The sequence below is a fragment of the Mesoaciditoga sp. genome, from assembly GCF_054006115.1.
The window spans coordinates 23,695-37,944 of sequence record NZ_JBPNHS010000007.1 but is presented as its reverse complement, the minus strand read 5'-3'; the positions used below and the strand labels follow the sequence as shown (position 1 = coordinate 37,944).

At 39.8% G+C, this 14,250-nt stretch carries 12 protein-coding genes; 4 read left to right on the top strand and 8 right to left on the bottom strand.

What is annotated here, in order from left to right:
• The first annotated feature begins 231 nt into the window (after positions 1-231).
• Genes ACXJIN_RS01055 through ACXJIN_RS01040 form a run of 4 tightly spaced genes read left to right on the top strand, consistent with a single transcriptional unit; the run spans position 232 to position 4,305 of the window.
• Positions 232-1,206 (top strand): LacI family DNA-binding transcriptional regulator, encoded by a 975-nt coding sequence (locus ACXJIN_RS01055; RefSeq protein ID WP_456398782.1) that lies wholly within the window; start codon positions 232-234, stop codon positions 1,204-1,206.
• Positions 1,207-1,256: 50 nt separating this feature from the next.
• Positions 1,257-2,498: an ABC transporter substrate-binding protein gene (locus ACXJIN_RS01050; RefSeq protein ID WP_456398781.1), complete on the top strand. Its 1,242-nt coding sequence runs from the start codon at positions 1,257-1,259 to the stop codon at positions 2,496-2,498.
• Between the two features lie 60 nt (positions 2,499-2,558).
• Positions 2,559-3,461 (top strand): carbohydrate ABC transporter permease, encoded by a 903-nt coding sequence (locus ACXJIN_RS01045; RefSeq protein WP_456398779.1) that lies wholly within the window; start codon positions 2,559-2,561, stop codon positions 3,459-3,461.
• A 13-nt stretch (positions 3,462-3,474) separates the two neighbouring features.
• Positions 3,475-4,305 carry a carbohydrate ABC transporter permease gene (locus ACXJIN_RS01040; protein WP_456398777.1) on the top strand — a complete coding sequence of 277 codons (831 nt, stop codon included), beginning with the start codon at positions 3,475-3,477 and terminating at the stop codon, positions 4,303-4,305.
• 7 nt (positions 4,306-4,312) lie between these two features.
• On the opposite strand, the gene ACXJIN_RS01035 is transcribed toward ACXJIN_RS01040, so the two are convergent.
• The 8 genes from ACXJIN_RS01035 to ACXJIN_RS01000 all read right to left on the bottom strand — a co-directional run bounded on the left by ACXJIN_RS01035 (position 4,313) and on the right by ACXJIN_RS01000 (position 14,109).
• Entirely contained in the window at positions 4,313-5,248 is a 936-nt protein-coding gene (locus ACXJIN_RS01035; protein ID WP_456398775.1) for a radical SAM protein, read from the bottom strand.
• A 95-nt stretch (positions 5,249-5,343) separates the two neighbouring features.
• Positions 5,344-6,504, bottom strand: coding sequence for an iron-containing alcohol dehydrogenase (locus ACXJIN_RS01030; protein ID WP_456398773.1), 1,161 nt, complete (start codon positions 6,502-6,504; stop codon positions 5,344-5,346).
• 1 nt (position 6,505) lies between these two features.
• Positions 6,506-7,129: an N-acetylmuramoyl-L-alanine amidase family protein gene (locus tag ACXJIN_RS01025; RefSeq protein ID WP_456398772.1), complete on the bottom strand. Its 624-nt coding sequence runs from the start codon at positions 7,127-7,129 to the stop codon at positions 6,506-6,508.
• Positions 7,126-8,388, bottom strand: a complete 1,263-nt coding sequence (locus tag ACXJIN_RS01020) for a S41 family peptidase (RefSeq protein ID WP_456398770.1) — start codon at positions 8,386-8,388, stop codon at positions 7,126-7,128. The genes ACXJIN_RS01025 and ACXJIN_RS01020 overlap by 4 nt, the downstream gene beginning before the upstream one ends.
• Positions 8,389-8,406: 18 nt before the next feature.
• A complete protein-coding gene (locus tag ACXJIN_RS01015; protein WP_456398769.1) occupies positions 8,407-8,667 on the bottom strand; it encodes a metal-sensitive transcriptional regulator in 261 nt (86 codons plus the stop codon).
• A complete protein-coding gene (gene rnr, locus ACXJIN_RS01010) occupies positions 8,564-10,774 on the bottom strand; it encodes a ribonuclease R (RefSeq protein ID WP_456398767.1) in 2,211 nt (736 codons plus the stop codon). The genes ACXJIN_RS01015 and rnr overlap by 104 nt, the downstream gene beginning before the upstream one ends.
• Positions 10,775-12,256 (bottom strand): histidine ammonia-lyase, encoded by a 1,482-nt coding sequence (gene hutH, locus ACXJIN_RS01005; protein ID WP_456398766.1) that lies wholly within the window; start codon positions 12,254-12,256, stop codon positions 10,775-10,777. It lies immediately after the preceding gene.
• Entirely contained in the window at positions 12,253-14,109 is a 1,857-nt protein-coding gene (locus ACXJIN_RS01000) for an ABC-F family ATP-binding cassette domain-containing protein (protein ID WP_456398764.1), read from the bottom strand. The genes hutH and ACXJIN_RS01000 overlap by 4 nt, the downstream gene beginning before the upstream one ends.
• Between the last annotated feature and the right edge of the window lie 141 nt (positions 14,110-14,250).

Sequence of the window (14,250 nt, the reverse complement as noted above, 5' to 3'; positions counted from 1 at the left end):
GAAACTTATTTAAAAGATGAAATAAATAGATATATGTCATAAAACGGAGATATTTAAATAAAATATAAGATATTTGTGTTTAATTATGAAAAATCATAAATAAATAAGAATAATTGTGTTTTTCATTTAAAAATAAGGCTTGGAACTTTTCAAATTTTGTGTCAAAATGTAATGTAAATGTTTTCATTAAATATGTTCGTTTTCTAAAAAATGAAAGTATGGAAGTGAAAAATGGCAAGTATAAAAGATGTGGCTAAAGAGGCAAAAGTTTCAATTGCAACAGTCTCCCGTGTTTACAACAACCCAGAAATCGTAAGCAGAGAAACAAAAGAAAAAGTTTACTCCGCCGCTAAGAAATTGGGTTACACGCCGAATTTTTTGGCGCAAAATTTAAAAAAAAGCGTGGTTGGCACAATTATCGCCGCAATTCCTGATATGTCTAACACTTTTTTCATAGACATAGTGCTTGGCATTCAAGATTACGCCGAATTAAGAGGATACAACGTTTTAATGGGAAGGTTCGACCCAGAAAAATTTGACATAAGTAAGTACGTTAAAATCGTTAAATCTAAAGCCGCGGATGGCATCGTTTTGGCTACTGGTCATAACAGATATTACAAGGCTATTTCCGAAGCGGAAGATGTTCCCATAGTTACAATAGAAGAAGAATTCATGGCCAAACCACACATATACGTGGACAACTTAGAAGCTGTAAGAAAGATAATAGATTACCTTCTCTCAAAAGGTAGGAAGAAAATGTCTTTTCTGGGTTACAAAACAGAAATTGAACGCGCTAAAGCTTTCGAATTGGTTATGAAAGAGTATGGTTTAGAATACGATAAAAAAATGATGTGGAAGTGTGATGAGAGGGAAGAAGAAATCCCAGCTCAAACAAAAGAGTACGTCGATCTTTTGATGAAAAAAGATCTTCCAGAGGCAATTGTGTGCGCTTCAGATTTGTTAGCAGCCGGCACGATAAAGTGGCTGGCAAAAAAGGGAGTTAGAATCCCCGATGATGTTGCTGTTACAGGTTTTGACAACGTAGAAATAGCGGCCATATTCAATCCCGGAATAACAACCGTTGAACAACCAAGAAAAAGTATGGGGCAAGAGGCCGCTCGTATGCTTATAAACATGATCGAAGGTCATGAAATAGCCAAGAAGATCACCTTTCAGACGAAAATCGTGATAAGAGAGTCAGCGTAACGATATCAAAAGCCCACCGGGCTTTTTAAAAATCAAAGGGAGGGATCAACGTGAAGAAAAGTGTTTTTTTGGTTCTTGCAATGATAGGGGTGTTAGTATTCGCTTCCTTTGCAACTACCATAGTAATGACGGCGGGTGCTGTTGGACGAGAATACCAAGTCCTTCAACAGCAGATAAAAGTTTTTGAAAAAGAAAATCCCGGCATCAAAGTTGTTTTAATGCCCATGCCAAATTCTTCAACCGATCGTTATAACTTGTACGTAACTTACCTAAGTGCGGGAATGCCACAACCAGATGTTTTGATGTTGGACGTTATTTGGCCACCGGCGTTTGCAAACTTCCTCGTAAACTTGAACCCATACTTCAGTAAAGACGAATTGAAGGATTTCTTTCCGGGTGCCATAAGGGCGGATACCTACAACGGGAAATTGGTGGCTGCACCATGGTTTATAGATGCAGGACTTCTCTACTACAGAAAAGATCTTCTCAAAAAATACGGTTTTGAGCCACCAAAAACATGGGATGAACTTATACACGAAGCACAAGTTATATCTCAAAAAGAAGGAATAAAAGGCTTTGTATGGCAAGGTGCCGCATATGAAGGTTTAACATGCGACTTCATGGAATACGTTCATTCTTACGGCGGAGCTATCTTAAACGATAAAGGACAGGTCGTTTCTGATTCTCCAATGGTCAAAAAAGCCCTTCAAACGATGGTAGACATGATATACAAATACAAGATCAGCCCCGTTGGTGTAACGACGTACATGGAAGAAGAAACAAGGCACATATTCCAAAATGGTGACGCGGTATTCATGAGAAATTGGCCTTATTGTTGGCCGCTGCTCAACGGAAAAGATTCAAAAGTTGCCGGAAAAGTTGGCGTTGAACCACTTCCAGAAGGAACTGGTTTCCCAGGTGTTCATCATTCTGCAACACTCGGTGGTTGGCAGCTTGGAATAAACAAAAATAGCGAACATATAGCGGCAGCCGTGAAGCTTATTAAATTCTTGACTTCACCGCAACAAGAAGCTTACAAGGCTATCAATGCGGGCCAGAACCCATCAAGATTATCCGTTTACAACAATCCAGCCGTCATCAAAGCAAATCCATTCTACAAATCCCTGTGGCCCGTTTTCAAAAATGCAGAACCAAGGCCTAAATCTCCTATATACGCCCAAATCTCCGAAATACTTTACACTAACGTCAACGCAGCGCTCACAAAACAATTAACGGTCGATCAAGCCGTTGCCAAAATCACAAAACAACTTAAAGATCTTCTTGAACAATAACGATGAAGAAGCGGGTCCTACCCGCTTCTTTGTTTATTAAATTTGCGAAGGGAGGACGAAATGTTTTCCAGAAAAGATCCCTTACACCGTAGCGATCCAATTTACGCAGCTGCCTTTATAATTCCCACCCTTGCGGTTATAGCTTTTATAGCTTTCTGGCCTTTAGGACAAACACTCTACAACAGTTTTTTCAAATTTGCCTTGATGTATCCACAAAGTAAGGTCTTTGTGGGTTTGTCGAATTACGGAAAGCTATTTCACGATCCACGTTTTCTAAACGATCTGTGGAATACAATTCGTTTCACAATTTGGTCAGTTGGAATAGAAACGATCTTGGGTATACTCATTGCTTTAATGTTGAACAAAGAATTCAAATTGAGAGGCTTTGTTAGAGCCGCAGTGCTCATTCCATGGGCAATTCCAACCGTAGTTTCTTCACAGATGTGGAGATGGATGTATAATGACAATTACGGAATAGTGAATACTCTGCTCATGGAATTTCACATCGTGAAAAATCCAATAGTGTGGTTAGGATTTCCTTCTACCTCCATGCCGGCAATAATAAGTGTTGATGTGTGGAAAACAACTCCTTTTATGATTCTTTTGATATTGGCCGGTCTTCAAATGATTCCAAAAGAGCTCTACGAAGCTGCTAGAATAGACGGCGCCAACGCGTGGCAAAGATTTTGGTCCATAACGTTTCCAATAATACGTCCAACGTTGGGAATAGCTCTTATATTCAGAACGCTAGATGCCATGAGAGTTTTTGACATAGTTTACGTTATGACAAAAGGAGCTGCCAACACTGAAACTATCTCTGTTTACAATCAATGGGTACTCTTCACAAAAGGATTCATCGCTCCATATTTTGGATACGGAAGCGCAATATCGGTAACCATTTTTCTAATTATAAGTGCTTTCGCGTTTTTGTACGTCAAAATGATGAAGATCAAACTCGACTGAGGTGTTTGCATTTATGAAAAAGAAAAAAATTAGGAAAATACTTTTCTACATTGGAGTTATCGTTGTCTTGGTTTACTTTCTTTTTCCATTTTACTGGGCGGTTGTCTCTTCCTTGAGAATACCCTCGGAATTATTTTCATCGCACCAAAGCCTCTTTCCCCTTAAAATACAATTTAAAAGCTACGTTCAAGTCTTCACAGAGCGCCCTTTTGCGCGTAATATTCTAAACAGTACCATAGTTGCTGGCGCGGCCACTTTGCTTTGCTTGGCAATAGGATCTTTAACTGGTTACGCGATAGCCCGATTGAAATTTGCTGGCAAAGTTGTGGTTATGCTGTTTATACTATCTGTAAGCATGTTCCCACAAGTATCAATTCTTGGAGCGCTCTTTCAAATTCTCAGATCGGCAAAGCTTATAAACACCTATCCTGGTCTCATAATACCGTACATAGCGCTTACAATTCCTTTGACTGTTTGGACACTCCAGAATTTTTTCAGAGAGATGCCAAAAGAATTGGAAGAAGCGGCTTACATAGACGGAAGCGGAAAATTTTCTACGTTTTGGAGAATAGTGCTTCCCCTTTCAGCACCAGGATTAGTGGCAACGGGACTTTTAACGTTTATATTCTCATGGAACGAATTTCTGTTCGCATTAACGTTTGAGCAACTTCCGCAGATGTACACAGTTCCGGTGGCGATTGCGATGTTTACCGGATACTACATCGTGCCATGGGGACAGATAATGGCAGCTTCCGTTATAGTAACCGTGCCTCTAGTCGTATTAGTGCTTGTCTTTCAAAATAAAATCATATCTGGTATGACGGCTGGTTCTGTGAAAGGATAACCAAATATCATTTTGCTTTCCAATTCAGGAATTCACGTATGGCTTTGGCGTAGACGCCACGAGTCTTTTCCTCAAGGGGCTGATACCAACCGTTAAGACCATATTCATCTATAATCGAAAGGGCATACTCGTATTCTTCCTTTGTTATCTTACGATCCAATTCTGGTATTTTTTTAGCCTTGTAAACCGGAAAGTATTGAGACATGAGCGAAATAGGTACGGACGTTGAAAGCTCTTCTGCAATAAACCTCATCGCTTCTTTGGTTCCAGAAACACCGTTTGGAAGGATCAAATGTCGAACTATAAGCCCTTTCATTTTTTCCTCGTTAAAAGCGCCAACTTGCCTGTACATCTCTCGTAAGGCTTTTTTTGTTACCTTCCAATAATCCGGCACCATTGAGTACTTAAAGGAAAATTCGTCGTTGGTGTATCTAATATCAGCAAGGTAGATGTCTACTATTCCTTCTAATTCTCTCAGAGTTTCCGCATTCACATAACTGGAAGTATTGAAGACAACGGGAAGATCAAAACCTTCCTTCAAAGCTTTTAGCAAAGCAGAAAGTATGGAACGAAGATGAGATTCAGGCGTAACAAGATCCAGCGTCTTCGCTCCAGCTTTTTGAAAGGCAAGGAATATCTCCGCCAACTCTTGATCGCTTACTTCTTTTCCGTTGTTCAAATGACTGAAAGCAAAATTTTGGCAGTACACGCATCTCATTCCACATCCGCTAAAAAAAACTGCGCCAGCACCTTTTTCACCAACAAGCGGAGGTTCTTCACCAAAGTGGAGAAGTGCTCCGCTGATCTTTGCATTCACTTTTTGACCGCAAAATCCCACTTGAAAAAGCCTATTTACGTGGCAATTTCTCGCACACATGGTGCAATCTTTTATATTTTCTTCAAAATAGCTTAAAGCCTCTTCTAAACTTCTCTCATCAAGCACGTAAGAAATCTTCTCCTTTTTAATTTTGCATGTACATCTAGAAAAATGCGCCCTCTGCGATAAGAGGGCAAAAGAGTCCATATTTTTTGCTTATTTTACATACAGAGCTTCAGAATTTCTCTCACATCATCCGGATACAACCTTTTTAATTTTCCAAAAGGCGTTCTCATCGAAGCGTTTTCAACGACTTTTTCTATCTCATCTTCAGGTATCTTCGCCTCTTTCAAAGTTACAGGAAGCCCTATAGATTTGAACCATTCTTTAAGTTCTTCTATTCCTTTCAAAGCAGCTTCCTCATCATCTTTTGCTGAAACGTTGAAAACTTTTCTGGCCAATCTGGCAAACTTTGCCACATCTTCTTTGTAAACGTACTTCATCCACGCCGGAAAAACAACGGCTAAGCCAGAACCATGCGCTATATCGTAAAGGGCGCTTAAAGAATGTTCTATGGCATGGCTTGACCAATCCCCACCATTTCTTCCCGTTCCATTTATACCATTCAAGGCAAGCGTGGCGCTCCAGACCAAGTTTGCCCTTGCATCGTAGTCTTTGGGAGACTTTATCAATGTTTCCGTAGAAGACATTATGGTTCTAATTATTCCCTCTGAAAGTTCATCGAGTACCAACGTATTTGGAGTACCGTCAAAATACAATTCTAAAACGTGAGCAATGGCATCAGCTGCGCCATTAAGCGTTTGGATTGGTGGTAAGCTGAATTGAATACTCGGATCCAATATCGACACTTTTGGATAACTGGCGTTTGTCCAAAAAGAAAACTTCTGCTTCGTTTCTTCATTTGTGATAACAGCCCCACCATTCATTTCTGAACCGGTGGCCGAAATGGTGAGAACAACGAAAATTGGAAGCGATCTTTCCACTTTGTACTTTCCCACAAACGCATCCCATATATCTCCATTGTAATAAAAACCTGCCGCTATAGTTTTACACGTGTCGATAACGCTTCCGCCTCCGACAGCGACGATTGCCTCAACATTTTCCTTTCGGGCAATTTCTATTCCCTCTTTTACCTTGCTCAAAACGGGATTGGGTTTAACTCCGGACAATTCCACAAAGGCGACACCATTGTCTTTCAGCGACTTGGTCACTTCGTCGTAGACACCATTTTTTTTCACGCTTCCTCGCCCGTAAACCAAAAGCACTTTGGAGGCGTACGATTTCACTTCTTCACCCAATTTTGAAATTTTTCCTTTTCCAAAAATTATCTTTGTGGGGTTTTGAAACACGAAATCTCTCATATCATTTCACCTCCGTCATCTCAAAATACGTAATTATCCCATAATCTATGGCTAACGCCTCTTTCCAAATGTTCAATGGGTTTCTCAACCATTTTTCTCTACTAACACATGAGATAAAGCTACTTTCTATTAACACAGCTGGAACTTTTGCAAGCCTTAAAACTTTAAAATCGTTCCTTATAACTTTCCAACGTAAGTTCAAAGCTTTTCCAACTGCGCTTGCCAATTCCTCCGCGGCAAATTTGGAAGTATCATTTTTATTCCAATAGTAAGCCTCGGTTTCGTCAAAATTGGGATACCCCTGCAGTGAATTGTGATGTATGCATACGAAAAGATCAGCGTGTTTTTTATTTGCCAATTCTATCCTATCTTGTAAGTAAACGTACTTATCACTCGTCCTTGTCATGTACACGGTTGCCTGCTGCGCCCTTAACAATTTGGCTAGATCCAAAGCCAATTGCAAGTTGATAACTTTTTCTAAAAGCCCGCCTGGTCCCGTCGCTCCGTTATCAACACCGCCATGTCCGGGATCAAGAACTATGATTTTCCCGTACAATCCTCCGCCAAAAATGGCGGTATAAAACAAAGAAGAAAAAAGCAACAAGAATGCGATTGTTCTTTTCAATGTTTCAGATCCCTTGGAAAGAAAATGTGCGATTTTATTTCAGGAATTATCACTTCTAAAGCTTTCCGCAACTGTGCGTCCTTTTTTGGATTCACCGTTGCCGTACTTTGGGTTGAACTCACAACGCTTTCTATAAGGGCCTTGTAACTCTCGCTCTTTGTCGGAGTGGAGCTTGACTCCTTAACAACGTAGTCTGGTGTTATTCCTTTCAAGTTTATGTCCTGACCGTTTGGGGTAAAGTAGTGATTGGTCACCAACAAGAGTAAACCGCCGTTTGAAAGCCTGAACTCAGTTTGAACTGCGGCTTTTCCGTAAGTCCTTTCTCCCACTAGCACGGCATAACCGTTATCTCTCAGCGCTGCTGAAACTATTTCAGAAGAAGACGCGGAACCGTGGTTGACAAGTATCACTATGGGCAGCCTCTTAAAGAGGTTTCCGTATGACCTGTATGGTCTTTCAACACCGTATCTGTTTCGCATCGTTACGATGAGATCTCCTTTTGGCAAAAAGTCACTTGCCACTTCCAAAGCCTGCGAAAATAAACCACCGGGATCGTCTCTTAAATCTATTATCAAACCGTCAATTTTTTCGTCGTAAAGCTTGTTCAAAGCCTTTTCGAATTCCGTTCCAGTTGTCTCACTGAAATTTGTTATTCTAACGTAACCAATTTTCGTTCCAGAAGCCTGCAAAGTGGTGTACTTTACCGTCTTCAATTTTATAAGAGCACGAGTTATAACAATGTCCAATGTGGCTTTCTCACTTGGGCGATAAATTTCAACTTTTACTTTCGAACCAGGTTTTCCCCTCAACGCGTTAACAGCCGAAATGTATCCCATTGCTTTAACAGACGAGCCATCTATTGAAATTATGAGATCTCCACTTTTCACTCCTGCCTTTTCCGCTGGAGAACCATACATTGGGCTTATCACTTCCACAGCATCTCTTGTTGAATTGTAGGTAACTTCCGTTCCTATTCCACCGTACTTAGAAGATGTCTGTATGTCGAATTCTTTTACCTCATCCGGTGAGAAGTAGTACGTAAATCTGCTACCTAAAGCTTTTACAATGGCCTTTATGGCGCTATCTTCCAATTTCTGGTAATTCACGGAAGTAGCGTTGTAGTAATAATTTTGAATAAGCTGCATAACCTGAGAAACCGAGTTAGTCCCACCGTTCAATACTCCTTGAGTAGCCCAAGAGACGGTTACCAGACTAGCAAGAAGTATCACCATTACCAAAGTTTTTTGGTACTTTTTCATCTTTTAGCCCTCCATTCTTCAAAGGTGCTTGAAAAGCAACCTCATGAGTTTTTCCATTCTCTCTACGCCCTCATCTGAAGACATCTCTTTAACGCATGAAACGGCGTAGTCTTTCACGACTATTCGTGCAACTGATTCCAGAGCCGCTCTCGCTGCAACTATTTGAGTTAAGATTTCAGTGCATTCCCTTTCTCCTTCTACCATTGCTCGAATGCCTTTTATTTGACCTTCTATTTTTTTTAGACGATTTAGGATCTGGCTTTTTTCGTTTTCTTTCATCTTCTTCCTCCAACACGAAATCGATCTGTCCCTTTGTCTTGTCAACGGATAAAACTTTCGCTTTTAGCTTATCTCCCAATTTGAAAACTTTGCCTTTTCTTTCTCCTATCAAAGCACCCATCTTTTGATTGTAAACGTAGTAATCATCTAAAGAAGAGATGTGAATCAAACCGCTTATTGCTTTTTCGGTTATCTCAACGAAAATACCGAATTCCGTCACATCCGTTATCACGACTTCAAAAACCTCTCTTACATGTTGACTCATGTACTCCACTTTTTTGAGAGATATCAAGTCTCTTTCAGCCTGATCCGCCACAATCTCCCTTTTTGAACTCTGATGGGCAACTATTGGAAGGATCTCCATGTACTTTTTGATTTGTTTTCTTTTGAAACCTTTGTTGTCTATGTATGTTTTTAACAACCTGTGCACAACCAAATCAGGGTACCTTCGAATTGGGCTTGTAAAATGCGTGTAATTCAACGAAGCAAGTCCAAAGTGACCAACGTTTGTTTCAGAATAAACGGCCTTTTTCATAGATCTCACCAACAAACGCTGGATTATAGATTCAAGTGGATGGCCTTTAATCTGTTCTAAAATTCTTTGCAACAAAATTGGTTGTATGTCTTCTGTGAACTTGAACTTAAGGCCTATAGCTTTTAAATATTCAGAAAGTTTTTCTAAAGCTTCAGGATCAGGTCTGCTGTGGACCCTGTAAATAAATGGAAAATGTTGAATATCGAATATTTCGGCCACCGCCTCGTTGGCCAAGATCATGAACTCCTCTATCATAGCTTCTGAAATGCTTTGCCTTCTTAAAACTATATCTTTAACATTTCCATCTTCATCAAAAATCACCTTAACATCATTGGATTCAAACTCCATGGCACCCCTTCCGAGACGACTCGTTTTAAGCGTATGGGCAAGCTTCGCCATGGTTTTCAATTCTTCTTCCAAAAATCCTATCTCTTCTCTCAACTTGTCATCTGGATCTTCCAGCAATTTGGTGACTTTTTCATACGTAAGTCTTTTCACAGATCTGATCACGCTTTTAAAGAAATCCTTCTTAACAACACGACCATATTCATCTATCTCCATTTCAACCGAAACGGTTAACCTATCTTTTCCTTCCACCAGACTGCACAGGTCATTTGATAGCTCAAATGGAAGCATTGGTACGACGGTATTCAAAAGGTAAACACTCGTTCCCCTTTTGAAGGCTTCTCTGTCTGTAGCGCTCCCTTCTTTTACGTAATACGAAACATCGGCAATGTGTACACCTAACAAATAATTACCATTTGGAAGCATTTCTATGGAAACCGCATCATCAAAATCTTTTGAATCTTCACCGTCTATCGTAAAAATGTGCTTTTTTCTTAAATCCCTTCTTTTTCTCAGCTCTTCTTTATCTATTTTCTTTGGGAGCTTTCTAACTTCCCTCAAAACAGAAGTTGGAAATTCTCCAGGAGCTGGAAGTTGGTATTTTGCGAGAATACTTGGAACATCGACTTCATGAGAATCCGCCTTGCCAAGTACAGCCGTAATCTTTGCCATTCCTTCAGACTCTTCGCTTGGATATTTTGTTATCTCTCCAACCACTTTATCTTTATCAGTTGCATTCATAGAATCATCTTTTGAAACCCTGAACTCGTATATTATCTTTGAATCGTCCGGAGCAATGTAGCCAAAATTGGTTCCCTGAGCTTTGTAAATACCCACTATCATCTTTAAAGCCCTCTGAAGAATCTTCACAACTTTGCCGTGAGGAATATCATCATTCTTAACTTCAAAGAGTTTGACGAGCACTTTATCTCCGTTAAGCGCCCATGCGGTATCCACCACTTCGACTAACGCTTCTTTTCCAGAAAAAGAGGTTACAAAAGCCTTCCGTCCCGAACGTGTGAACTTAATCTCTCCGATCAATTCGCCATCTGAAACAACGTGCCACTTCCAATTTTTTGAACGATAAATTAGATCTTCTTCTTCTAACAATTTCAAGATCTTGTTTACCTCTTTCGGATCTTTACCGATCTTTTTGGCAATCACGGATGTTGTGGATGGAACGTATTGCGGTGACTTTAGATATTCAATTAGCTCTTCTGTCTGCATTCAACCCCCTCTTTTCATTCCTTCTTTTACAAGGTTAAGAATTCTTTCAAATTCATCTCCCAAATACGCATCCCCTTCTGTTTCCTTTAAACTCAGCTTTTTAACATAATCTTGCAAAAACGCACTCGTTTTCAAAGGTTCGTGAAATTTTATAGCCCTGGCAGCGAGCATGGCTTCAATGGCGACAACCTTAGCGGTGTTTTCAAATATCATCCTCGCTTTTCTCGCAGCGATAGTGCCCATTGAAACGTGATCTTCTTGATAGGCAGATGTTGGAATAGAATCCACACTTGCGGGATGGGCGAGCACCTTATTTTCACTCACCAACGAAGCTGCTGTGTACTGCCAAATCATCATACCAGAATTAAGACCTGATTTTCCACTTGCCAAAAAGGCTGGCAATTCCGAAACGAGTGGGTTAACAAGTCGATCTATCCTTCTCTCAGTTATGTTAGCAAGTTCACTCAAGGCTATTCCAAGAAAATCGCTTGCCAAAGCTACTGGCTCGCCATGGAAATTTCCACCACTCAAGGCTCCATCATCAAAGATAAGAGGGTTATCGGTAACGGAATTCATCTCCGTGACCACAACACTCTCAACGTAATCAATGGTATCTTTGACGGCTCCTAAAACTTGCGGAGCGGCCCTTAAACTGTAAGCGTCTTGTACTTTTGAACAATTCAAATGTGAAGCCCTTATTTCACTTCCATCCAAGTATTCAAGAAGTTTTTTTGCCACGTAAGCTTGCCCCTTGTGTGGTCTCAATTCATGAATTCTTGCATCGAATGGAGTTGTCGATCCCTTTAACGCGTCTATGGCAATTGCGGCACTTAAAAGCGCGGATTCAAACAAAATCTTTGAATCATGAACCGTTAACGCTAAGACCGCAGTTATGGCTTGCGCGCCATTTGTCAGAGCCAATCCTTCTTTTGCTTCGTATTTAACAGGTTTTATTCCAGCTATCTTTAATGCTTCTGAGGCTTTCATCTTCTTTCCCTTATAAAAAGCGTATCCTTCACCCATCATACAGAGCGCTATGTGTGCCAGAGGCGCCAGATCTCCACTTGCACCAACTGAACCTTGAGATGGAACAAATGGTGTTATTCCCTTGTTCAACATGTTGAGCAGTCCATTAACGACTTCCACTCTTACGCCGGAATAACCTTTTGCCAGAGAAAAAGCTCTTAAAAGCATCATGGCCCTAACTTCGTCTTCTCTAAAAACCGGGCCCACTCCAGCAGAATGGCTTCTTACGAGATTTACTTGAAGTTGATCTATGTCTTCTTTGTCTATCTTCACATTTGCCAGAGCTCCAAATCCAGTGTTTATCCCGTACATCGGCTTATCAGAATTCAAAAATTTCTCAACTCGTTTTCTGGATTCTTCTATTCTCTTTTTTGCCTCATCGGATAGGCGAACTTCCTCAAATTCTCTCGCCACTTTTACAAGATCAGAAATATTCATTTCATTCCTTATTATCATGCTTCCTCCTCCAATCTTTTCATTTCTTTTTCTAAATTCTCTATTTTTCTTAAAAGCTCTTCCATTTTCTTTTCCACTTCTTCTCTTTCAAGGTTCAGCACGTTTAATTTAACGTGATCTCTCGCGTATCTGTGCATTTCACCTTCTAATTTTTTCAACTTTTCGTCCAGAGAATCGAAACACCTTTCGCTTTCTTTTATCTTCCTTTCAAGAGACTTTTTCTTGTTTTTTAAAGCCTTTTTCTTTTCGTAATCGTTCTCCCTTTCAAAATTTTCCACATTCCTTCGAGAAAAAGCTTCTTGCATGAATTCGACCGCTTTTTCATGTTCTTGAAAATAACTGATCTTTCCGTCTGACATAACGAAAAAACGATTTGCCGTTTGTTTTGCGAATTCAAGATCGTGGGTGCTGAAAAGCAAAGTGCCATCATATTTCTTTAAACTGTTTTCCAGAGCTTCTATCATGTAAACATCAAGATGATTTGTTGGTTCATCCATTATCAAGAAATTTGGTTTCTTCAAGAGAGCCTTTGCTATCTCAAACCTTACGAACTCTCCACCACTTAAATCACACACATTTTTGAATACATCTTCTCCTTCGAAACCAAATCTTCCCAAATATCTTCTCACTTCGTAATCGGGCCTGTCTTTCATAAATTCCCATATTACAGATATCAAAGTTCTCTTTTCTCTTTCAGAACCTACTGTATCGACGTAGGCAACTCTGGTATTAGGCCCAAACAGTACATTTGGTGGCCTTTCATTTATTTTCTTCAGCAAAGTCGTTTTCCCTACCCCATTTTTTCCAAGCAACGCCACTTTTTCCCCATTTTTTATCTGAAAAGAGAAGGTTCCTATGTACTTTTCTCCAGCCAAAACTTTAAGAGAATTAACGCTTAATACAACATCTTCCGTTGCTTTCTTTACACTCAAATTCAACCTGTTGAACTTTTTACTCGAATTTAAAACGTACCTTTCTTTCTCAATTGAAAGCTTTTCTATGAGCTTTTCTTTTGATTTTGCCTGCTTTACCGCTTTTTCTCTACCCCATTTTTTGTACTTTTCAACAACTTCATGAAGACGTTTTATTTCTTTTGAAATGTTCTTTTTTTTTGCCCTTACGCTCTTAACGTAATTCTCCTTCTGAATCAAGAAATCAAGGTATTTCCCTTTGTAAACTTTCACAGTGCCAAAATCCATGTCCCAAATCTCGTCTGCCACGCTTTCCATAAGACTCCTATCATGGGTCGCCATCAAAACTGCGCTTTTAATCGAAAGAAGGGCATTTTTTAAAAAAATCATGCCATAAATGTCTAAATAATTTCCCGGTTCATCTAAAACGAGTAAATCTGGTTCGTTTATCAACAACTTTGCCAATTGAAGGCGTGTCATCTCACCTGCACTCAAAGTGGAAACCTTTCTCCCAAACTCTTTTTCTGTGAAACCAACACCCTTGAGCATCATTCTTACTTTCTTTTCAACAGCGTAAACATCCAGCATTTCCGCTTTTTCGAGATGTTCATCGTACGATTCCAAATTCAATTCGCTTGCACTTTTTAAAGCCTTTTCATAAGCATCCAAAGCCTCTTTGAAAGTGGATAATCCTTCTTCGTACAAAGTTCTATCTTTTTCCAAACGAAATTGCCTAATATATCCAAGCCCTTTGCCAAAAAAGGCTACGTTTCCTTCCAATGGCTCTATTTCTCCAGTCACTATTTTCAAAAAAGTTGTCTTTCCACATCCATTTGGTCCAAGCAAAATGGCTTTACGTCCACTTTCCAAAGATAAATTCACATTTGAAAAAAGCGTTCTCTCTCCAAATGCCATACTCAAATTTGATATACTCATTATCATATTTTAATTATACCATCGTCCAGAGCGCGCACGCTTGCTTTGAAATGAATTTTCTTTTTTTCTCATGTTTTTGCGAACGTTTTACGAAAGATATTTTTTAGAAGTCCGTCAGAATGGATGCTCATATTTTCAAACAAGCAC

What these genes read in the sequence shown, in the direction of transcription:
- rnr (WP_456398767.1), bottom strand. Translation starts at nt 10,774, where the DNA reads ATGCAGACAGAAGAGCTAATTGAATATCTAAAGTCACCGCAATACGTT.
- ACXJIN_RS01040 (WP_456398777.1), top strand. Translation starts at nt 3,475, where the DNA reads ATGAAAAAGAAAAAAATTAGGAAAATACTTTTCTACATTGGAGTTATC.
- ACXJIN_RS01000 (WP_456398764.1), bottom strand. Translation starts at nt 14,109, where the DNA reads ATGATAATGAGTATATCAAATTTGAGTATGGCATTTGGAGAGAGAACG.
- ACXJIN_RS01015 (WP_456398769.1), bottom strand. Translation starts at nt 8,667, where the DNA reads ATGAAAGAAAACGAAAAAAGCCAGATCCTAAATCGTCTAAAAAAAATA.
- ACXJIN_RS01045 (WP_456398779.1), top strand. Translation starts at nt 2,559, where the DNA reads ATGTTTTCCAGAAAAGATCCCTTACACCGTAGCGATCCAATTTACGCA.
- hutH (WP_456398766.1), bottom strand. Translation starts at nt 12,256, where the DNA reads ATGATAATAAGGAATGAAATGAATATTTCTGATCTTGTAAAAGTGGCG.
- ACXJIN_RS01055 (WP_456398782.1), top strand. Translation starts at nt 232, where the DNA reads ATGGCAAGTATAAAAGATGTGGCTAAAGAGGCAAAAGTTTCAATTGCA.
- ACXJIN_RS01020 (WP_456398770.1), bottom strand. Translation starts at nt 8,388, where the DNA reads ATGAAAAAGTACCAAAAAACTTTGGTAATGGTGATACTTCTTGCTAGT.
- ACXJIN_RS01030 (WP_456398773.1), bottom strand. Translation starts at nt 6,504, where the DNA reads ATGAGAGATTTCGTGTTTCAAAACCCCACAAAGATAATTTTTGGAAAA.